This is a genomic window from Bacteroides sedimenti (assembly GCF_040365225.1).
GTDB lineage: Bacteria > Bacteroidota > Bacteroidia > Bacteroidales > Bacteroidaceae > Bacteroides > Bacteroides sedimenti.
Genome location: NZ_AP028055.1, coordinates 3,240,525 through 3,261,777 on the forward strand (window position 1 = coordinate 3,240,525; position 21,253 = coordinate 3,261,777).

The window sequence follows — 21,253 nt, forward strand, 5'->3', positions numbered from 1 at the left end:
GCAATATTAAATAATTCATAGCTTATGCATTTGTTCGATTATTCCTTGCGACTGCCAATAACAGATCCAACGTGGATCTTTTTTTTGGTACTTACCATTATTCTGTTCGCGCCGATTCTTTTGGATCGCCTGCGCATACCCCATATCATCGGAATGATTCTTGCCGGAGTGGCAATAGGTAAGTTCGGTTTCAATATCTTGGAGCGTGACAGTAGTTTTGAATTATTCGGTAAGGTAGGACTTTATTATATCATGTTTCTTGCCGGATTAGAGATGGATATGCTCGATTTCAAAAAAAACCGCAATAAAGCCGTTGTATTCGGAGTAATTACATTTATCATTCCTGTGCTATTGGGTGTGTGGAGCGGTACTGCTCTTTTAGGATATGGCGTACTAACCTCCGTTTTACTTGCCAGTATGTTTGCTTCGCATACACTCGTTTCATATCCCATAATCAGCCGTTACGGACTTAGCCGTTTAAAAAGCGTGAATATAACGATAGGGGGCACAGCTGTGACAGTAACACTGGCACTGCTTACTTTGACTATGGTTACGGGCATGTTTAAAAATGAAATAAATCAGTACTTCTGGATTCTGCAGCTGACAAAAATGGCATTGACCTGTTTTGTTATAATCTTCTTCTTCCCCCGCATCGGACGTTGGTTCTTCCGTCGGTACGAGGATGGAGTAATGCAGTTTGTTTTTATCCTAGCAATGGTGTTTCTTGGTGGAGGGATTCTGGAGCTGGTAGGGCTGGAAGGAATTTTAGGCGCGTTTCTGGTAGGACTTGTTTTTAATAGGCTGGTGCCACATGTCTCTCCGCTTATGAACCATGTGGAATTTGTAGGAAATGCCCTTTTCATCCCGTATTTCCTGATTGGCGTGGGGATGCTGATTGATGTCAAGACTTTATTCTCGGGTGGAGAAGCCCTTAAAGTGGCTCTTATAATCACCTTTTTGCCATTATGCGGCAAATGGCTCGCCTCTTTCATTACTCAGAAAATGTTTAAAATGAATTTTCATGAACGAAGAATCATTTTCGGACTAAGTAGTGCAAAGGTGGCTGCGTCATTGGCTGTGGTACTAATTGGCCATGAAATTGTTATGCCGAATGGAGAACGGTTGCTGAATGCCGATGTGCTGAACGGAACTGTGTTGATGATTCTTGTGTCTTCTTTGATAAGTTCGTTTGTGACGGAACGTGCATCGAGGAAGATTGCAATGAAAAACGAGGCACAAGAGAGATTGGGTGAGACAAAAACAGAAGATAATATTCTGATTCCAGTTTCAAATCCAGATACAATTGGCAATTTGGTGAATCTTGCGCTTGTTATCAAAAACCCGAAACGGAAAGATGGCTTGATTGCTTTGAATGTGATGAACGATCATAACGAATCAAGCGTAATGCAGGCACAGGGAAAGAAATATCTCGAAAAATCGGCGATGATTGCCGCTGCTGCAGATGTGACCATGCATACAGTAAGTCGGTACGATTTGAACATAGCATCCGGTATAATTCATACCATCAAGGAGTATAATGTATCTGATGTTGTGATAGGTCTTCACCGGAAAATCAATTTAGTGGATTCATTCTTTGGAGTAACGGCGGAGAATTTGCTGAAAAACACCCATCGTCAGATAATGATTGTAAAATGTTTGATGCCGGTTAACACACTTCGGCGCATAGTTGTTGCCGTACCACCAAAAGCTGAGTTCGAAGCCGGTTTTACCAGGTGGGTTAATCATGTTTGCCGGATGGGAAATCAGCTTGGGTGTAAGGTACATTTCTTTGCACATCCTCAAACACTTGACCGACTGGATGTGTTAATCAACAAGACATTCAAAGAGTTGCGCTATGAATTTTCGGAACTAGCCGATTGGGATGATTTACTTCTGCTTACCGGACAGGTAAATTTTGATCATTTGTTGGTGATTGTAAGTGCACGAAAAGGTTCTATCTCTTACCATCCGTCATTTGAAGCTCTGCCTTCCCAGCTATCTAAATATTTCAATAATAATAGTTTGATGATTCTTTATCCTGACCAATACGGAGACCCTGAAGAGACAATTACTTTTTCTGCTCCGCATGGCAGTAGTGAGTCGCTGACTTATGACAAAATGGGACAATGGTTTAATAACTGGTTTAAGAAAAACTGATGGAAGAGAGAGAACAAAGAACACAGCTTTTGCTCGGGGAAGAGAAAATGAATCGCCTGCGTAAAGCTCATGTCTTAGTGGTTGGGCTAGGCGGAGTGGGGGCTTATGCTGCGGAAATGATTTGTCGAGCCGGAGTAGGCGAGATGACCATTGTTGATGCTGATGAGGTTCAGCCATCCAATATTAATCGTCAGCTTCCGGCGTTGAATTCTACCGTTGGAATGAAGAAAGCTGATGTTGTGGCGGCCAGGATGAAAGATATCAATCCGGATTTGAAACTGACCGTCTGTCCAATCTATTTAACTGAAGAGAATATTCCGGAACTGTTAGATTCTGCACGGTTCGATTTTGTGGTTGATGCCATTGATACAATTAGCCCAAAATGTTCTCTGATATATAATGCGATGAAACGCGGAATTAAGATTGTTTCGAGCATGGGAGCAGGTGCCAAGACCGACATTACAAAAGTATGTTTTGCCGATATTTGGGATACTTACCATTGTGGGTTAAGCAAAGCGGTGAGGAAAGGATTGCAGAAGATGGGAATCAAAAGGAAACTGCCGGTTGTGTTCAGTACCGAGCAGGCCGACCCGAAGGCCATTATTCTGACTGATACAGAACGGAATAAGAAATCGACTACCGGTACAGTCAGTTATATGCCGGCAGTTTTTGGGTGTTATCTTGCAGAATATGTAATAAAACGAATTTGAATTTATGATAAAACTAGAAGGAATAACAAAGAGCTTTGGCGATTTACAGGTGCTGAAGGGAATTGACCTTGAGATATCCAAAGGTGAGGTTGTAAGTATTGTAGGCCCCAGCGGCGCGGGGAAAACAACCTTGCTTCAGATAATGGGAACATTGGACAAGCCGGATGGCGGAACGGTTAAAATGAATGACCAGGAGCTTAACCGAATGAAGGATAAGGAGATGGCTGCATTTAGAAATAAGCATATTGGCTTTGTATTCCAGTTCCACCAGTTATTGCCTGAGTTTACCGCTCTGGAAAATGTGATGATTCCTGCATTTATTGCCGGTACATCGACTAAGGAGGCAACCAAGAGAGCTAAGGAAATCCTTAATTTTATGGGGCTGACCGAGCGCTCCACTCATAAGCCAAATGAACTTTCGGGGGGAGAAAAGCAGCGTGTGGCAGTTGCCCGTGCATTGATTAACCATCCTTCGGTGATTCTTGCCGATGAACCATCAGGAAGTTTGGATACTCACAATAAAAATGAGCTGCATCAGCTCTTCTTTGACCTTCGCGATAAGTTTGAGCAGACTTTTGTTATTGTTACGCACGACGAAGGCCTGGCTAAGATTACCGACCGGACCATTCATATGATTGACGGGCAGATTGTCTAGAAACAGATATAGGGGGTCAATCGCTCAAGGTCTTTTGACGTAAATTCTTCATATAAGGAAAGCTCCTTCAGGTTTTTTATGGCACCTTTCTTTTTCCGGTGTTCGATAATGACCTTTGCCTGATAAAAATTAATGTAGGGGTGGTTGATAAGTCTATCGATGTTCAATCTGTTTATGTTTATCCGGTGGAAAGGCCCGTTTTTGATGATGAACCATTTGTTGAGCTCTGTCGGGAGACGGGCGTTGTCCTGTAGCTGTCCCACTTTATAGAAGCCGCCCAGTTTTTGCCGATACGCAATTATCTGCTTGGCAGTTCCGATTCCTATTCCGGGAATCTTTTTTAATTCGGTGGTGTCAGCTTCGTTCAGACAGATTACGGTACCTTCCGGATATTTAAAATACTTAAGTGAATCCCGGACTGTAAGCGGTGAAATGGCCCGGATTGAATCGTTCTTCTTCAAGAATTCATCGCCGATAGTGATGTATGGCAGCAATTTTTTATACTGTTCGGTCGAGAGCCCGTAAATCCTGGCAAATGATTCCCGGGTTTGGAATTTTCCCCCTTTCGATCGATATCGCAAAATATTACGCGCGATAAAAGAAGGCAATCCAAGTCGGACAAAAGTCAGCGAATCGGCAGTATTGGGATCGAATGCTTTTAGCTCTATCTTTTCTTCCTTATCTGGAAAATAGTAGTTCTGATTTCGTTCTTTTTCCCGTTTGTGTACAGAGGAGATAAATTGTTCATAGACTGATTCGTCCGGATGCTTTGTTGTTCTGGGGGAAGGGTTATCCGGAAGCAGCCAGTAAACAGTCAGCGCCACCAGAATCAGGGCAACCAGCAGATAGAATCCTGCTCGTTCTGTTTTGCTAAAATAGAAAAAGTCTTTCCACACACTGTCTCTTTTTTCAAGGGTTATAAGAATTGATATTCTACAGCTTTAAAGATAAATAAAATATATCGTACTTTTGTGCGTTATCTAAAATAAAGATTATGGCAACCATTTTAAGAAAATACCCATTCTCAATATTAGTCGTTTTAGCAGTGGTTTACCTGTCATTCTTCAAACCGCCTCAAACGCCTTTGGACAATGTTACCAACTTCGATAAGATTGCTCATATATGCATGTATTTTGGATTGTCCGGAGTACTATGGCTGGAGTATATGCGAAGTCATCGGAAACGATTCCGGCTATTGAAGGTAATATTAACTGCAGGTGTTATGCCTGTGGCCCTTAGTGGTTGTATTGAGCTTTTACAAGAATATTGCACCACGTATCGCGGTGGCGACTGGCTTGATTTCGCCGCAAATACTATTGGAGTAACCCTTGCCGGATTAATCGCCTATTTTCTTGTCACACCAAGATTCTTTAGAACGTAGCCGTTGCTTCCTTTATTGGGGGCCAGAGGTTTTGTTTCAATCGAATAACTCTTTTCGCTCCATCCCGATGTACGGCACTCGTCCATCCGGGTGTACGGTATCCCTCCATCCGGGTGTACAGCGCTTGTCCATCCGGGTGTACGTCAAAAGATGTGATTTAATTTTATATATCGCTTTCCGATAGATTGGACTTTCTTACTTGAATATTCCTATAAATCAACTGGTTATTCGGGGATGAGGGGCGACAATGGCTCTAAATAATCTGGTGCCTCTGAGTAAGCGTCCTCGTGATTCTGTCTTGATTAGTACGCATCTTATCTTTACTCTTGTCTTTTAAAATAGGACAGATGAAAATGTCGGAACCCTACACGTCAGCATTTTAAGATTACAATAGTGTTTTTTTGCTCGAGACGAAGGTGCGTGACTTGTCAGAAGTCACGCAGAAAGTAGCGCACCTGTATCTGTCAGATAAACAGGTGGTTGTGGCTATTTTGCGTGACTTGCGTGACTTGCGTGACTTGCGCGACTTTTAAAAACAAATTATATGGGGAAATACGCCTTTTACAAGTGTTCTACAATAAGTCCCAGTTTCATGCTGTTCGATCCCTTAATCAGTACATAATAGCCTTTGGGCTTATCCTGATTGATTAATTTGATGACTTCCGATACATTTGGGAAGGTGTCGTATGGATGTTCGGTTTCTTCGAACTGTTCACCTATTAAGATCACTTTTTCAAAGTTACAGGTACCGATGAAATCGACTATTTTTTGATGCTCATCAATGCTTGAATCGCCCAACTCCTTCATGTCTCCAAGGATTACCATCTTGTGTTTCACTTCCATCCGTTTGAAGTTTTTCAATGCCGCCATCATACTTGTAGGGTTTGCGTTGTAGGCATCAATGATAAGTTTGTTGTCTTCAGTTTCCTTCAGTTGAGAACGATTATTCTGTGGAGTATAGTTAGTCAGTGCATAATCTATTTTTGCCGGTTCTACACCAAAGAAACGGCCAATAGCAACTGCAGCAAGAGCATTATCGAAGTTGTATTCACCGATAAGCTGTGTTTGAACATGATGTAAGTGTCCATCTTTACCCGCTTTCCATTCAAATGTGAGATAAGGTGAGCAAGAGTTTATTTTTCCATTTACGTAGATATTCTCATTTACTCCGTAACGAATTAATGTCAATCCGTCTGCTATATCATTCAGGAAAGGATTTTCGTTTTGAATGAAAACTATTGAGTCTTCTTTCTGACGCAGAAAGTCATAAAGTTCCCCCTTTGTTTTGATTACCCCCTCGAAAGAACCAAATCCTTCCAGGTGAGCTTTCCCTACATTGGTGATAATGCCGTAATCGGGTTCGGCTATTTCAACCAGCGCCTTGATTTCTCCGGGGTGGTTGGCGCCCATTTCAATAACTGCAAGATCGTGGCTGGCGCGGAGCTTTAGCAAAGTAAGAGGTACACCGATATGATTATTCAGGTTTCCCAGAGTATATAAAACATTATGAGTTTCAGACAATACGGCGGCAATCAGCTCTTTTGTTGTTGTCTTTCCGTTGGTTCCGGTAATTCCGATAATTCTTGTTCCCAGTTGCTTGCGATGAAAATTGGCTAACTTCTGAAGAGTTTTCAGACAGTCGTCCACCAGAATGATGCGTGTGTTCTCAGGGTCAGCATATTGAGCTTCGTCCACTACTGCATAAGCACATCCTTCTTTCAGGGCTTTTTCGGCAAAAGTGTTTCCATTAAAGTTATCTCCTTTCAAGGCGAAAAAGATTGAACCTTCAGGACAGCTGCGACTATCGGTTGTAACAATTGGATATTGCAGATAAATCTGGTAAAGAGCTGATATTGTCATGTTTGTTCCATTAAAAATAAATTCTCTGCAAACTTAGATAAAATCTCGCTATTAATAAGCGTAGAGAAAAGAAAAATAGATATTTTAGTTTTTAATATCTCAATAAGTGATATAAATAGATAAATAAATTTACGCATCCTTGTATGTATTGGCTCATCAATGTGCGCTGAACTATGCAGGCTTAATGGTGGTTGGATGACTTAAGTTCTTTTCAATCGATAATTTATATCGAAAAAAGAAAAAAGAAAAGTGCATAAACAGCAAAAGATAAAGCGTATTTAAAAAAGGAGATTGAAAATAATTATGTATTTTTGCCATAAACTAACCATAGAAATAAATAAGAATAATGACTCACCCTTTCTCAAAAAGTATCAACGTAAAAGGAAAATTAATGGATCTTTCCACCCCTCAAGTGATGGGTGTTTTAAATGTTACCCCCGATTCATTTTACTCAGGATGTCGTGTTCAGTCTGAACAGGCAATCACAGTGCGTGCTAGACAAATCCTTGATGAAGGAGCTTCTATTATTGATATCGGAGCATACTCTTCCCGTCCTAATGCTGAAGATATTTCTCCTGAGGAAGAGATAAGAAGACTTCGTCCGGCGCTGCAAATTCTAAAGGAGCAATATCCGGATGCTGTTGTTTCTGTCGATACATTCAGGGCTAGTGTTGCCGAAGTTTGTGTGGCGGAGTATGGAGTTGCTATAATTAATGATATTTCAGGCGGTGAAATGGATAAAAATATGTTCGATACTGTTGCCCGTCTGCAGGTTCCTTATATCATGCAACATATGCAGGGCACTCCTCAGAATATGCAGGAAGCGCCTCATTATAGCAATTTGCTGAAGGAAACTTTTCTCTATTTTGCAGAAAAAGTGCAGAAACTTCGCGATAAAGGAATTAATGATATAATTATCGATCCAGGCTTTGGATTTGGCAAAACATTGGATCATAATTATGAGCTGCTTAATCATCTGGAAGAGTTCAGTATATTTGAACTTCCTGTACTTATTGGCGTTTCCAGAAAATCGATGATCACCAAACTGCTTGGAATATCAACAGAAGATGCATTGAATGGAACCACAGTTGTAAACACAATTGCTCTGCTGAAAGGAGCCGATATTATCCGGGTGCATGATGTAAAAGAAGCAGCTCAGGCAGTCCGGATTGTAGAAAAATGTAGAAACTTATAAAAATATTAGCATGCCAATAGCATTTGGAGTAAAGGATCTTATAGATATATTGTTAGTGGCTTTTTTGCTCTACTATACCTACAAACTGATGAAATCATCAGGGTCTATCAATGTCTTTGTCGGAATATTAGTCTTTATTCTGATATGGTTCGTTGTAACCCAGATTCTTGAAATGCGTTTGTTGGGTTCAATTTTTGATAAATTGGTTAGCGTTGGAGCACTTGCCCTGATTGTTTTGTTTCAAGATGAGATCAGGCACTTTCTACTTACTCTAGGTTCTCATCAGCGAGCCAGCGCTATAGCGCGCTTTCTGTCAGGAGCATCAAAGGAACAGCTCGAGAAAAGTGACGTTGTACCCATTGTTCTGGCATGTCTTAATATGAGTAAACAACGGATTGGTGCTTTGATCGTTATAGAACGCAGTATCCCTCTTTATGAAATAGTCAGGACGGGCGAAACAATTGATGCCAATGTTAATCAACGTCTGATTGAGAATATTTTCTTTAAAAACAGCCCATTGCACGATGGGGCTATGGTAGTAAGCAAAAAAAGAATAAAAGCAGCAGGTTGCATTCTTCCCGTATCACATAATCTGGATATACCAAAAGAACTGGGACTGCGTCATAGGGCTGCAATGGGTATTTCGCAGGTGACTGACGCTCATGCAGTGATAGTAAGCGAGGAGACTGGTGCAATATCAGTTGCTTATCATGGACAGTTTCATTTAAGGCTGAATGCAGAGGAACTGGAAAGTCTTTTAACAAAAGAAGATTAATCAAGCATTAAGCTCATGTAAGGTGCTTGTTTAGGAAATTCTCGGAATTCTTCTGGCAATTGTTCTATATCGTATCCTAAAAGAGCCTGTGTAAGCTGCCGGATATCAATCTGCAATGGTGTCTCCTTCGAATTATCAACTTTTATTTTACCCCTATTCATCGAGAATATTCTATTGTTCAGTTCAATTTGTTGGTCTTCCAATCGAAAGGAAATCTTTATATCCGGGTAATTGAATGCAAAAGTTTGAAGCATCGCTTCTGCATTAATGATACGTGCCATGCCAAGAATTTCACCCTTTTTATAAGCAGCTGGAGACTTTATTTTGATTTTCTCGGTATTCATCTCTTCTGCTGCCGTATAAAGAAGTGTATCTTTTACTAGTTTATTTTCATAAAAAAGTTCAGAAACGAACAAAGTCTCTTTTTCCGCATAACAAAAAACCATCCCTTCTATTTCTCCCCCTGAGCTTGCAACCAAGATCTTTCCTTTTCCTAAATTAAAGTCATCTACAATTACCATAAAATCTTCTAGGGTGTGTTGTATGCAGCAGGGACGTTCTTTCATTTTTTTCTCAAAATATGGAAAGATGTGATGATCGGCAGAGGTATACTCGGTTATGATGTATTTGTGTGAAGGTATTAGTTCTTTTTTAAAACAGGCGTTTTCTGTGTATTCAAATACTGGCACATATCCCATTTTCCAATAATAATCAAAAAGCCACTCCTCTGCAGGAATAAGTGTTGATAAAGGAACATCTCTTTCCTGCATTCGTTGGAATGCTTTCGAAAGCAGTCTTTTCATCACTCCTTTACTTCGATAATCTGGATGAGTACATGCACCGGAGATGTATCCGGTAGGAATAATTTCCTTACAGAATGTCATGGGGTAAGGCAATAACTGCAATGCAGAGATGACCTTTCCCTCTTCCTCAATAGCCAGATTAACATCTTCGTTATATCGTCTGGAGAAATAGAGTTCTGTGAACTCTTCATTGTCTCCAAAACAGAGGTTCCATAGTTTCCTGACTTCCTCTTTCATTCAAGATTATCCTTTTAATCGTGCAATATTCTTTTCCAGAATGATAGTTGGCTGATATGAAAGTTTTGCTTTTCTGAGTCCTTCAATGCCCAGATCCTCTTCCCGGTTCAGATAGATGTATTGTTCAGGAATCCGGCGTGCAAACTCCTGGTTAATCACATTGTATGCTCCCTCAATTTGAGTATCGGCTTTTTCAACGTGCACTCCGAATGTTTCATGATTAATTGGCATGCCAAAAGTAAAGGCTGCAATTTTACCGTTAACATACAGTATCCCTCCTGTCAGGCCTAATTCATCGAAATGATTAAGCGCGTAGGTCAATGATGTACGTTCATTGCCAGATCCATTTTGTTGTCCACAGTCATTTGCCTTACACCACTCTTCTTCCAGTCTCAGACATTCGTCAATACGATCGGTGGTGATGGGGGCATATTCGTAATCAGTGTATGTTTTATGGAATTTATTTACGTGATTACGTTTTGCCTGGAATTTCTTTCCTTTGAGTTCTGCAAGTTCAGACCGGAGGTAAATATAATCGGCATAATCTCTGTTTGAGGAAAATACAAATTTCCCGGGCATCAGCTTTTCAATTTCTTCTTTCATGTTGTTGCAAACGCCATACATCATGAAAGACTGATTTTCGTTTTCAGCGTCTTCTATCAGTTCTTTCAGAATTACATTCAAATCGCCTTCGCCAACAGGCATCATATACGCAAGTTTCCCGTTTAGATGAAACTTGATGATCAGGAACCCTTCAGCAACGGCAAACTGAGTATTAAACATAAATCGCCAACTGCACAGGTTCGAGAAAGAAAGATCACAATTCTTTCTTTCGCTTTTCATTGTAATAGAGGTAATAGCCTCTTTATCCTTAGGTGTAATATCTTTAAATTGTATCATACGATATTAACAACAAATAATTTGCCAGAATTGTTAAAGCAAACCTAATAATCTTAAGATTGTAGGAGTAAATAATGCCGTGAATATACCATTTAATGTGAGTCCTAAACTAGCATAAGCACCATATTTACCGCTGATATCCATGGCAGTAGATGTACCCACAGCATGAGCCGCAGTTCCCAGTGAAAGTCCTTGTGCGATTGGACTTCCGATTTTTAGAATGGCGAAAACCCTGAAACCGAAAATTGAGCCGAAGAGACCGACACAAACTACTACAGCTGCAGTTAATGATGGAATGCCACCAATTGTTTTTGTAACTTCCATAGCAATAGGAGTTGTGACAGATTTGGCAGCAAGCGACAAAATGACCTCTTTTGTGCCACCTAGAAGACGTGCTATTAAAACAACCGAGGTTACTCCAACAATGCACCCTGCTAGTTGTGAAAGCAAAATAGGTACTAATTGTTTTTTTATTTTTTCCAATTGCAGGTATAGGGGAACACCCAAAGCAACAACTGCCGGCTTTAGCCAGAACTCAATGAACTGCCCACCTTCATGATAAGTTTCGTAACTGATGTTACAGGCTTTTAGAATGACAATCAAAATGGCGATTGTTAGCAAGATAGGGTTGAGCAATAGCCATCCGGTTTTACGCTGAATCAGTTTGGAAATAAAAAACAGTCCAAATGTCAGTGCTAACAAAAATATAGGGTTTTCTATGAAACTCATTTTATTTTTCGTGTTAATTGGTGAACCCATCCGGTGACAAAAAGCACCAGGATTGTACTAACGATTGAAGCAATAACGATTGGCCAGAACTGAGCTGTGATAATGTCAAAGTAGAGCATGAGTGCCACACCTGGTGGTACAAAGAAAAAACCAAGATTGGCGACCAGGAAATCAGACATTCCTTGTACCCAATGCAGTTTTATCCAACCTAATTTCAAAAAAAGTGTGAGCAGCAGCATTCCGATAATGCTTGATGGAAGTTTAATTCCCGTGAGATAGACGGTTAATTCGCCTAAAGCCAAACAACCAAATAAAATGGTGCACTGACGTATCATATGTTATCCTATTAAAAAACTGTTGCAAAAATAAAGATTTATTGCTCAAAAAAAGAAGAAAAAGCAAGAAATGATTGTTTGGTAACCTTATCTTGTTGTTTTTTTATTGCGAAAATATTTTCTCTGAATTATGTGAAATGCATTGTATTTCTTAATTATAAGTTAGCTTTTGCATAAAAATACAATACAGGTTTCTTTGTTGTTTGAAATTTTGCAGTCAATACGCTTTCGAATTTGAATTTATAATGTTAAATTTGCCATTATACATGAATACAAAATGAAAAACTTTATTCTACATATCAACTTGATCTTGCTTTTTGCAGGTATAGTTGTCTCCTGTTCTAACGAACAACAGTCAATTCTTGACATCAAACATACTGAAAAGTTATTGGAAACTCGTCCTGATAGTGCTTTAAAATTGCTTAAACAAATAGATCCGAAAGTCTTGTCTACTTCTGAATATGCTCGCTATTGTTTATTGATGACCGAGGCTTTGGGAAAGAATCAGATTCCAATTACTTCCGATTCTTTGATAAGTGTTGCTGTTGAGTATTTTAATGATAAGAGTGATAAAGACATAAAAGCAAAAACTTATTTTTATGCAGGATGGGTAAATCAGGAAATGCAAAATACAAAGCAAGCAATGGAATATTTTCTAAAAGCAGCTGATTTTGCAGAAGGTGACAAAGATTATAAGCTACAATACCTTATCTACTTTTATCTGGGAGATCTTTATTTCCAGGAAAACCTTTATGATTCAGCTTTAAAGATGAATAAACAGGCCTTTAAATTCTCAAAACTTCTTGGTAACAAGAACTATATGGTTTATGCTTTGAGAAGCACTGCTTTGGCATATTCCGGAAAAGGACAGAAAGACAGTTCTATTGTTTATTACTCTAAAGCTATTGATTTATTGCCAAAGTCAGATTCCGTAACTCTTGCCACACTATATAATGAAATTGGTGATAGATATAATGATATAAAAAAGTTCAAACAGGCTATTCAATATGTTGATAAAGCCATTAGCTTGAATCCATCATCAGAAGAATTACACTATTTTTATGTAGTGAAAGCGCATATATATTATAGCTCTGCACAATATGATTCTGCATATTATTATTATAGTAAGACTGTTGAAAGCCCTAACTTGAATACTAAAGTAGATAGTTACTTGAAACTTTCAAATATTGAAAGAAAGCGGGGGAATCTTAAGAAAGCTTTTGAATATACTGACATATTTTTGCATAATAAAGATTTGATTGAAGAACAATCTCATTCAGAGATGATTATTAAAATGCAAAATATATACCAACATAAAAAAACTGTAGAAAAATCCAGTATCTGACCCTGGAGAAGAATCAACAGCGGACTTTTATATACTTAATCAGCGCAATCTCGGTGAGTGTATTACTCTTGCTAATAACTATACTCTTGTTGTATCGTAACCGAAAGGAGATACAAACCCGGGAGCTTGAGATGACAGTGCAGAAAGAAAAAGAAGAGGCTCAGATTGCAAACGCCCGTCTGCAAGAGAGTGAACTGATACGTATTCGAAAAGAGAAAACTCTACTCGAAAAAGAAATGGAACTTCGTACCGACTTCTTTAATAGACTAAATAACCTCACTTTCCCGTTCTTAGCATCTGTAGAGCAAAAAAATGCCAATATTCGCTTGACCGAAGAAGACTGGGATTCAATTGTAAAAAATACCGATGCTGCATTCAATCACTTTTCAGTTCGTTTGACGAAAGCTTATCCCGAGCTGAAAAGAGAAGAAATTCTTTTCTGCTGCCTTATAAAGATGAAGCTTGGCTTGACTACTCTCTCTTCAGTTTATAGTCTTAGCAAAGATGCAATTTCTAAAAGAAAAGAACGCATCAAAAAGAATAAGATGAAAATTGAAGATGGTCGTTCTTTAGATCAGTTTTTATCCGATTTTTAATATTTTCTTCCCTGAAATTATCATTTGTCCAATTCTGTCGGACTTATTTTTGCCTAATATGATGGTTAATGTATTGATTAATAGGTATATATCGGCGGTGTGACTTGTCCAATGATTTTTTTGAAAAATCAGCTACTTATATCTATTTTTGTATCAACGAAAGTTAAAACAAACATTTTAAAAATAACCATTATGAAAAAGTCTTTATTAATCGCATTATGTTACTCTATGTTTATTGTGGGTTCCTTAAATGCAAAAACGGAAACTCTTGCAGACATTTATTTAAAGTCTGGTACAACAACTAGCATTAAACCTCTATCTGTTGGTGCAACAACTTCACCAGTAACGGCTGGTATTGACGGTAGTTTGTTAAATGTAAATTTTGCTGCTTCTTTAGGTAATACTACTATCACAATTGAGGACTCTTTCGGTGAGGTGGTTTATCAACAGACGCTTTCTGTAAAAGGTGCTTTTATATTGCCAATTTCACTTGCTGGTGAAGAGCAAGATACATACACTCTTAAAGTTCAATCAGGCAGCAAGAGTTGGTATGGTGAATTCGATTTATTCTATTAATTGATAAATAGATTATTTTTGAGTGAAGCCGCCGATTCAATATAGATCGGCGGCTTATACTAAACTAAGGAATTATAAATGTAGATATAAAAATGACTAACATGCAATCTCTAAAAAATAATATTTATAGTTTTGACTATAATTCAGGAGCAAAAATATTACATAAGCCAGCTGCGATTTGCATGGACTCGGTTCAACTTGTTAGTAAAAGTATGCAAAAAGAATCGTTGATAATAAAAGAGGTACGATCAAATATTGGTGCTTTACAGGGTCAGGTTGTTGTACGTTCTCATTCAGAAAAAGATTCTTTGCTTCTTGAAATCAAAGAGAACTCGAAAAATATTAGTGCATTTGTGTATCTGTTTTCAATTACAGGAACATTACTCCAAATGATTCAAATTTCAACATCGACTACAATCTTACGAATTCCATATCTTTCAGATAATAAATGCCTTATGAATATCCAGATAGGGCAGGATGTATTTACTTGGAAAATTACAAAAGAATAACTTTCTAATAAATATAACTTTTTCCGACTCGTTTTAAATTAATTTATATAAATTTGTAGGCAATTTATTATGTAAGTTATAATGAAATGCACTACACTCCTTCTGATTCTACTGTTTCTTACAGTTGCAGTGATCCCCTCTTGTCATCGGGGCGGCCCGTTTGATCTATTAAATCAAGCTGATACTCTTTTAGATACCCGCCCGGATAGCTCTTTCACTTTATTAAAAAGTCTGGATTCTAAATCTTTATCAGACGAAGATAATGCACGTTATTGTTTACTGATGAGTGCCGCGATGATAAAGAATTCTATTCCAATAACTTCGGACTCTTTGATTAATATTTCTCTTAAGTTTTATAATAAACATGGAGACTCTATAAATAAAGCAGAAACCTATTTTTATGCAGGACGTGTTAGTCAGGAGATGAGAGATGAAAAAGAAGCCGCAAATTATTTTTTAAAAGCAGCAGACTACAGTGAGATTTCAAAAGAGAATAAATTAAAATACTTGATTTATTTTTATTTGGGAGATTTATATTTTAATCAAAATCTCTACGATTCATCAATAAAAATGCAGAAGAAAGCTCTTCAAATTTCTAAACTACTTAACGATAGCTCATATATTACACATGCTCTGAGAAGTTGTGCTCTTTCATATGCTGGGAAAAAAAACATGAAAATGTCATTGAACTATTATAATAAGGCTTTAAGGTATAATAAAGACACTGCCATGCGGATTGCTCTTTTTAATGAAATTGGTGAAAGATACAATAATATAGGTAATTGTACTCTTGCAATTTGGTATGTTAATAAAGCCATTGAGTTGAAACCATCGACTCAAAGTTTATTTTATTGTGATATTATTAAAGGCAATTCATATTTTATTTTGCATAAAACTGATTCAGCTAAATATTATTATAATAAAGTACTATTTAGTTCTAATATTTATACACGTGCTGATAGCTATTATAGTTTGGCTAAAATTGCAGCGATTGAAGGTGATTACAAACATGCATTTGAATTGATGCAAGTCTACAACAACTATAAAGACACAATAGATTCACAAACCAAAAGTGCTGCAATTATAGAAATGGAGAATATATATCAGCATGGAAAGTCAAAGGAGCAGATACAGCAGTTAATTTTGGATAAGAAAGAGCAGACTATTAGATTTTATCATTGGGGACTTTTAACTTTTGCTTTGATCATTATGTCGTCGGGAAGCTTTTTTATATATAGAAATAATGAGAAAAAAAGACTTTTGGATAAAAGTCGTAAATTGCTGGAGCAAGAGAATCGATTAATTATGATGCGTGAAAGAGATTGCAGGTTGCGAGAGGAATTTTTTAGAAAACTTAATAATATAAACAAGATCCCGTCATTGATATTTCTCGATGAAAAGGGAGAAAAAAATAAAAAACAAGAGGCTGAAGCTACAACTAAGATTTCATTAACCGACCGTGAATGGGAAGAGTTGATTCGTAATATTGATGTTGCTTACGATCATTTTTCAGAAAGACTTAAAAAAGCATATCCAAACCTAAATAACCAGGAAATACGTTTGTGTTGTCTGGTCAAAATAAAGGTTGCTCGTAATGACTTGGCCAATATCTTTTGCATAACCCCACAAAGTATTAAGACAACAAAGTATAGAATAAAGAGAGATAAAATGGGAATAAACGACAGAGAGATTTCTCTTGATAATTTTCTTGATAATTTCTAATTCATGCCGGTTTTGTTGCCGAAATATTGCTTTTGTTACCATTATAGTCATAGTTGCTTTGTTAAACGTCAGAAAATCAAAGATATATAAATATGGTTTTGTTACCCCTATTCCGGATATTATATCATTAAAAATAGCGTAATTTGCTTTGTGTTTAAGAAATAGATACCACCGGGAAGGTTATATGAATAATGGTTAGGGAAAATGTTCAGAAAGTGGGATTAATTGAAGCGTGCAATATAATTATCACCCTTTCCCGGAGGTTATCTATTTTAAACTTCATCTTCTAAACTTATCTTCAGAAAAACGCTTATTCCCCTGCGTTTGTTTTTTCTTTTGAAACTTTATTTATATTTCTATTTTGATTTTGGATTATTAAACAAATAACATTATTTTGTTGTTTCTAATAAGATATTCTCTCATTGGAGGAGGTTAGTTTTTTAATTGCAAAATAAAAACACATATTATGGACATTGATAATACTACAAAAAGTGAATTTATCCGTTTTCAACGGAATGAAATTACTGAAAGTTTTGTTTATAAACGTCTGGCTTCTATTGAAAATAACGAAGCCAATAGAGCAGTACTCTTAAGTATCGCTGCGGAGGAATCTGCTCATGCGAGGATTTTCAATAAATATACAGATGTAACCCCGTTACCAAATAAATGGAAAATATTTAAATATTATTGGCTAGCTCGTATTTTTGGATTGACATTTGCAATAAAATTGATGGAAGGAGGAGAAGCTTCAGCACATAAAATGTACGGTGAATACGCTGAATTTTCTGATTTACAAAGGTTGGCTCAAGAAGAGGAAATGCATGAAAAGAGGCTGATAGGAATGATCAATGAAGAACGATTAGAGTATATGGGCTCTGTGGTTTTGGGATTGAATGATGCTTTAGTTGAATTCACTGGGGCTTTGGCTGGTTTTACGCTTGCCCTGAGCGACTCAAAATTGATTGCATTAACGGGAAGTATTACGGGTATAGCGGCAGCTCTTTCAATGGCTTCTTCGGAGTATCTTTCAACTAAATCCGAAAATGGAAATGATAAACATCCTGTTAAGGCAGCTGTTTATACTGGTTTTGCCTATATTGTAACTGTGGTGTCTTTAGTCCTTCCTTTTATTTTGCTCTCAAATGTTTTTATCGCATTAGGCATTATGCTGATAGTCGCTTTGTCCATAATCGGCATTTTTAATTATTATTATTCTGTTGCCCGAAGTGAGAGTTTTAAAAAGCGTTTTACAGAAATGGCAGTCTTGAGTTTTGGTGTTGCTACAGTCAGCTTCTTTATTGGCTATGCATTAAAAGTTTTTACAGGAGTTGAAACTTAAGTGCAATAACTACTTTTTTTGTTCCTTAATGTTAAAGTATGCAACTTCCTGCTTTGGCAGGGTAAATTATATCCAATTTTGTAATGTACATATTGCAATTATATGTAATTTTGTACCGCGAAAGCCAATTACTTTGATATCAAAACACATAATATATATAACTCTATCATGGATTTAATCAATGAAATCATTGCGCGGGCTAAAGCTGAACGCCAACGCATTGTCCTTCCTGAAGGAACGGAAGAACGTACTTTAAAAGCTGCTGATCAGGTGCTGGCAGATGGTGTGGCCGACATCATACTTTTAGGTAATCCTGAAGAAATTAAGGAACTTGCTACTAAATGGAGGCTTAAGAATATTGAGAAAGCAACAATCATCGACCCTGTAAACCATCCGAAGAAAGAACAATATGCTGAGTTGCTTTGCGAACTTCGTAAGAAAAAAGGTATGACAATGGAAGAGGCTCGTAAGCTTGTTCTTGATCCGTTGTATTTAGGATGTCTGATTATTAAAAGTGGTGATGCCGATGGTCAGCTGGCCGGAGCTCAAAATACAACCGGCAACGTTCTTCGTCCGGCTTTACAGATTATTAAAACAGTTCCCGGCATTAATGTTGTATCCGGAGCGATGCTGCTTTTAACAAAAGCTGAACAATATGGTAAGGATGGAATGTTGGTTATTGCCGATGTAGCTGTTTTGCCTAATCCAAATGCTGAGGAGCTTGCTCAGATTGCAGTGGCAACAGGAAGAACTGCACGTGTTCTTGCTAATGTAGAGCCTAAAGTAGCTATGTTGAGTTTCTCAACAAAAGGAAGTGCAAGCCACGAAATGGTAGATAAAGTTGTTGAAGCGACACGCTTAGCTAAAGAACTTGATCCGGAAATGATGATCGATGGTGAACTTCAAGCTGATGCTGCTTTGGTTCCTTCAGTTGGAAAAAGCAAAGCACCCGGAAGTTTAATCGCCGGACAAGCAAATACCTTGGTTTTCCCATCTCTCGAAGTTGGTAACATTGCTTATAAACTTGTACAACGTTTAGGTAGTGCAGATGCAATCGGGCCTGTTCTTCAAGGAATGGCTGCTCCGGTTAATGATCTTTCTCGTGGTTGCTCAATTGATGATATCTATAAGATGATTGCAATTACAGCCAATCAGGCAATAGGGGCAAAGAAAAAATAAAATCGAAATAAAAACAAATATGGCAGAAATGATTAAAGAACCAATTGAGAACTATGGGTTGAGCTCCAAGGATCGTAAAAAGACATTGTTCTCAAAGATTGGTATCGTGGGCTGCGGGAAAGAAGGCTCTAAAATTGCTACAGTGGCAGCTACAGCCGGTATTGAAGTAGTATTCCTGGAAATCAGTGATGATAGAATACAACAAGCATTTGATAGAATCGGCTCTGAACTTGATATGCGTATTGCTACCTGGGGACTTACTGAATCGGAAAAGAAAACAATTTTGGGACGTATCAAAGGTACATTGACTTTTGCAGCGTTTAAAAACTGTGATTTTGTTATTGAAGCTGTTCGTTACGATGATAATGGGGAAAGAAGCTTGAATCATCGTAAAGAGATTTTTCATGAACTTGAAAACATTCTTGCTGAAGATGCAATTATTGCAACTAATGCATCTTCCGTTGTTATTACTGAACTGGCATCTGAACTAAAATACAAAGAACGTTGTGTGTGCCTGCATTTTGTTATGATGCAGCCACAAAGTCGTATTTTGGAGATTGTCCGTGGACTTTATACCTCGGATTCCTGCTACAATAAGGTTTGTCAGTTTGCCAAACTTATTGGTTATGATTTCGTAACAGTCGAAGAATCGGCCGGGCTAATTTCTAATCGTCTGTTCTTTATCTTGTTAAATGAAGCCTGTGCAATTCTTCAGGAAGGTCTTACTACTCCGATTGAAATAGACTCGATTATCAAAGTTGGATTGGGCCAACGCCAAGGAGTATTTTGTATGGCCGACCAGATGGGTATCGAAAAGATTGTTCCTCAGATGGAAGATCTGTACAAAGAGTTTGGTTCTTTGAAATACAAACCATCACCGCTGCTGCTTCGCCTAAATCGTGCAAAACGTTGGGGTGTCAGCACTAGAATTGGATTCTACGAGTATGACGAAGAGGGGAACCGTATAATTAATGAGAACGAGAAAAAATAGAAATTATGAAGATATTAGTGCTCAACTGCGGTAGCTCATCCATCAAATATAAGTTGTTCAATATGGACACCAAAGAAGTGATGGCACAGGGCGGTGTAGAGAAAATTGGATTGAAAGGTTCATTCCTGAAACTGACCCTTCCTAATGGAGATAAAGTGATGCTGGAAGGAGAAATCCTGGAACATACAGCTGGTATTGAATATATCTTAGGCGTATTGGTTAGCGAAAAATATGGATGTATCAAATCTTTAGATGAGATAAACGCGGTAGGTCATCGTGTGGTTCACGGAGGAGAGAAATTCAATAAATCTGTGCTGATTACCGATCAGGTAATTGAGAAGATTGTAGAATGTATTGATATTGCTCCGCTTCACAACCCACCTAACTTGAAAGGTATTCGTGCAGTTTCTGAACTGATGCCGAATGCTCCTCAGATAGCAGTGTTCGATACAGCTTTTCACCAGACAATGCCTGATTACGCATATATGTATGGTATCCCGTATCAGCTGTATAAGAAATATGGCATCCGTCGTTACGGTTTCCATGGAACCAGTCACCGTTATGTATCTCAGCGGGTATGCGAATTCCTGGGTGTATCACCTGAAGGGAAACGTATTATTACCTGCCATATTGGTAATGGTGGATCGGTTACAGCTATTAAAGATGGTAAATCAATTGATACTTCCATGGGATTCACCCCGGTTGAAGGTTTGTTGATGGGAACTCGTTCAGGAGATATAGATGCTGGAGTTGTCTCTTACATCATGGATAAGGAGATGATTGGTACAGCTTCTATCTCAACTTTGCTCAATAAGCACAGTGGTGTATTAGGAGTTTCAGGTGTTTCAAGTGATATGCGCGAACTTGAAGCTGCAGTTGCAGAAGGTCATGAACGTGCAATACTGGCAGAACAGATGTATTTCTATCGCATTAAAAAGTATGTTGGTGCATATGCCGCAGCATTAGGTGGTGTTGATGTCATTGTATTTACCGGTGGAGTTGGTGAAAACCAAGCTACATGTCGTGCAGGAGTTTGCGAAGGGCTTGAATTTATGGGTGTCTCCATTGATGCAGAACTCAACAAAGTTCGCAGTGAAGAAGCAATAATCAGTACTTCGGATTCTAAGGTGAAAGTGGTAGTCATTCCTACTGATGAGGAATTTATGATTGCTTCTGATACTATGCAGATTCTTTCTGAAACTAAATAAACAGAAAACTCCAAATAAAAAAAGAGGTATAGTCGTTAGATTATACCTCTT

General features: G+C 38.1%; 21 protein-coding genes. 15 read left to right on the forward strand and 6 right to left on the reverse strand.

The annotated features are described in order from the left end of the window. Nucleotides 1-24 precede the first annotated feature (24 nt). From ABWU87_RS12940 to ABWU87_RS12950, 3 genes are read left to right on the forward strand one after another with little or no spacing between them, the layout of a single operon-like run. Nucleotides 25-2,157, forward strand: a complete 2,133-nt coding sequence (locus ABWU87_RS12940; RefSeq protein WP_353331368.1) for a cation:proton antiporter — start codon at nucleotides 25-27, stop codon at nucleotides 2,155-2,157. After that, nucleotides 2,157-2,867 carry a tRNA threonylcarbamoyladenosine dehydratase gene (locus ABWU87_RS12945; RefSeq protein ID WP_353331369.1) on the forward strand — a complete coding sequence of 237 codons (711 nt, stop codon included), beginning with the start codon at nucleotides 2,157-2,159 and terminating at the stop codon, nucleotides 2,865-2,867. The genes ABWU87_RS12940 and ABWU87_RS12945 overlap by 1 nt, the downstream gene beginning before the upstream one ends. Nucleotides 2,868-2,871: 4 nt before the next feature. After that, nucleotides 2,872-3,522, forward strand: coding sequence for an ABC transporter ATP-binding protein (locus ABWU87_RS12950; protein WP_353331371.1), 651 nt, complete (start codon nucleotides 2,872-2,874; stop codon nucleotides 3,520-3,522). On the opposite strand, the gene ABWU87_RS12955 is transcribed toward ABWU87_RS12950, so the two are convergent. After that, complete coding sequence (locus ABWU87_RS12955) at nucleotides 3,519-4,418, reverse strand: ComEA family DNA-binding protein (RefSeq protein WP_353331373.1); 900 nt, start codon at nucleotides 4,416-4,418, stop codon at nucleotides 3,519-3,521. The genes ABWU87_RS12950 and ABWU87_RS12955 overlap by 4 nt on opposite strands. Before the next feature lie 98 nt (nucleotides 4,419-4,516). Here ABWU87_RS12955 and ABWU87_RS12960 point away from each other — a divergent pair, with 98 nt between their 5' ends. Continuing rightward, nucleotides 4,517-4,903, forward strand: coding sequence for a VanZ family protein (locus ABWU87_RS12960; protein WP_353331374.1), 387 nt, complete (start codon nucleotides 4,517-4,519; stop codon nucleotides 4,901-4,903). A gap of 561 nt (nucleotides 4,904-5,464) precedes the next feature. Here ABWU87_RS12960 and ABWU87_RS12965 read toward each other — a convergent pair. Further along, entirely contained in the window at nucleotides 5,465-6,763 is a 1,299-nt protein-coding gene (locus tag ABWU87_RS12965; RefSeq protein WP_353331376.1) for a UDP-N-acetylmuramoyl-tripeptide--D-alanyl-D-alanine ligase, read from the reverse strand. A gap of 346 nt (nucleotides 6,764-7,109) precedes the next feature. On the opposite strand from ABWU87_RS12965, the gene folP reads away from it, so the two are divergent. Together folP and cdaA are read left to right on the forward strand one after the other, a co-directional pair. Further along, the gene (gene folP, locus ABWU87_RS12970; RefSeq protein WP_353331378.1) at nucleotides 7,110-7,958 is read left to right on the forward strand and encodes a dihydropteroate synthase; all 849 of its coding nucleotides are present in this window, start codon (nucleotides 7,110-7,112) and stop codon (nucleotides 7,956-7,958) included. A gap of 10 nt (nucleotides 7,959-7,968) precedes the next feature. After that, the gene (gene cdaA / locus ABWU87_RS12975) at nucleotides 7,969-8,733 is read left to right on the forward strand and encodes a diadenylate cyclase CdaA (RefSeq protein WP_353331380.1); all 765 of its coding nucleotides are present in this window, start codon (nucleotides 7,969-7,971) and stop codon (nucleotides 8,731-8,733) included. Here the strand turns inward: cdaA and ABWU87_RS12980 are convergent. Genes ABWU87_RS12980 through ABWU87_RS12995 form a run of 4 tightly spaced genes read right to left on the reverse strand, consistent with a single transcriptional unit; the run spans nucleotide 8,730 to nucleotide 11,737 of the window. After that, nucleotides 8,730-9,773 (reverse strand): GNAT family N-acetyltransferase, encoded by a 1,044-nt coding sequence (locus ABWU87_RS12980; protein WP_353331382.1) that lies wholly within the window; start codon nucleotides 9,771-9,773, stop codon nucleotides 8,730-8,732. The two genes, cdaA and ABWU87_RS12980, sit on opposite strands and share 4 nt — an antisense overlap. 6 nt (nucleotides 9,774-9,779) lie before the next feature. Continuing rightward, entirely contained in the window at nucleotides 9,780-10,673 is an 894-nt protein-coding gene (locus tag ABWU87_RS12985; RefSeq protein ID WP_353331384.1) for a DUF2156 domain-containing protein, read from the reverse strand. Nucleotides 10,674-10,706: 33 nt separating this feature from the next. Continuing rightward, nucleotides 10,707-11,402 (reverse strand): LrgB family protein, encoded by a 696-nt coding sequence (locus ABWU87_RS12990; protein WP_353331386.1) that lies wholly within the window; start codon nucleotides 11,400-11,402, stop codon nucleotides 10,707-10,709. Further along, nucleotides 11,399-11,737, reverse strand: a complete 339-nt coding sequence (locus ABWU87_RS12995) for a CidA/LrgA family protein (protein ID WP_353331387.1) — start codon at nucleotides 11,735-11,737, stop codon at nucleotides 11,399-11,401. The genes ABWU87_RS12990 and ABWU87_RS12995 overlap by 4 nt, the downstream gene beginning before the upstream one ends. A 277-nt stretch (nucleotides 11,738-12,014) precedes the next feature. Here ABWU87_RS12995 and ABWU87_RS13000 point away from each other — a divergent pair, with 277 nt between their 5' ends. From ABWU87_RS13000 to ABWU87_RS13040, 9 genes are all read left to right on the forward strand, one after another. Next, nucleotides 12,015-13,082 (forward strand): tetratricopeptide repeat protein, encoded by a 1,068-nt coding sequence (locus ABWU87_RS13000; protein ID WP_353331389.1) that lies wholly within the window; start codon nucleotides 12,015-12,017, stop codon nucleotides 13,080-13,082. 131 nt (nucleotides 13,083-13,213) lie between these two features. Next, nucleotides 13,214-13,678: a hypothetical protein gene (locus tag ABWU87_RS13005; protein WP_353331391.1), complete on the forward strand. Its 465-nt coding sequence runs from the start codon at nucleotides 13,214-13,216 to the stop codon at nucleotides 13,676-13,678. Nucleotides 13,679-13,870: 192 nt separating this feature from the next. After that, a complete protein-coding gene (locus ABWU87_RS13010) occupies nucleotides 13,871-14,254 on the forward strand; it encodes a DUF3244 domain-containing protein (RefSeq protein WP_353331393.1) in 384 nt (127 codons plus the stop codon). Nucleotides 14,255-14,355: 101 nt separating this feature from the next. Then, nucleotides 14,356-14,763, forward strand: coding sequence for a hypothetical protein (locus ABWU87_RS13015; protein WP_353331395.1), 408 nt, complete (start codon nucleotides 14,356-14,358; stop codon nucleotides 14,761-14,763). An 81-nt stretch (nucleotides 14,764-14,844) separates the two neighbouring features. Then, nucleotides 14,845-16,485 (forward strand): tetratricopeptide repeat protein, encoded by a 1,641-nt coding sequence (locus tag ABWU87_RS13020; RefSeq protein ID WP_353331397.1) that lies wholly within the window; start codon nucleotides 14,845-14,847, stop codon nucleotides 16,483-16,485. Nucleotides 16,486-16,951: 466 nt separating this feature from the next. Beyond that, the gene (locus ABWU87_RS13025; RefSeq protein ID WP_353331399.1) at nucleotides 16,952-17,824 is read left to right on the forward strand and encodes a VIT1/CCC1 transporter family protein; all 873 of its coding nucleotides are present in this window, start codon (nucleotides 16,952-16,954) and stop codon (nucleotides 17,822-17,824) included. A 165-nt stretch (nucleotides 17,825-17,989) separates the two neighbouring features. Beyond that, entirely contained in the window at nucleotides 17,990-19,003 is a 1,014-nt protein-coding gene (gene pta / locus ABWU87_RS13030; RefSeq protein ID WP_353334473.1) for a phosphate acetyltransferase, read from the forward strand. 19 nt (nucleotides 19,004-19,022) lie between these two features. Further along, nucleotides 19,023-19,994 (forward strand): 3-hydroxyacyl-CoA dehydrogenase family protein, encoded by a 972-nt coding sequence (locus tag ABWU87_RS13035; protein WP_353331401.1) that lies wholly within the window; start codon nucleotides 19,023-19,025, stop codon nucleotides 19,992-19,994. Nucleotides 19,995-19,999: 5 nt separating this feature from the next. Further along, the gene (locus ABWU87_RS13040; RefSeq protein ID WP_353331403.1) at nucleotides 20,000-21,202 is read left to right on the forward strand and encodes an acetate/propionate family kinase; all 1,203 of its coding nucleotides are present in this window, start codon (nucleotides 20,000-20,002) and stop codon (nucleotides 21,200-21,202) included. The last annotated feature ends 51 nt before the right edge of the window (nucleotides 21,203-21,253 follow it).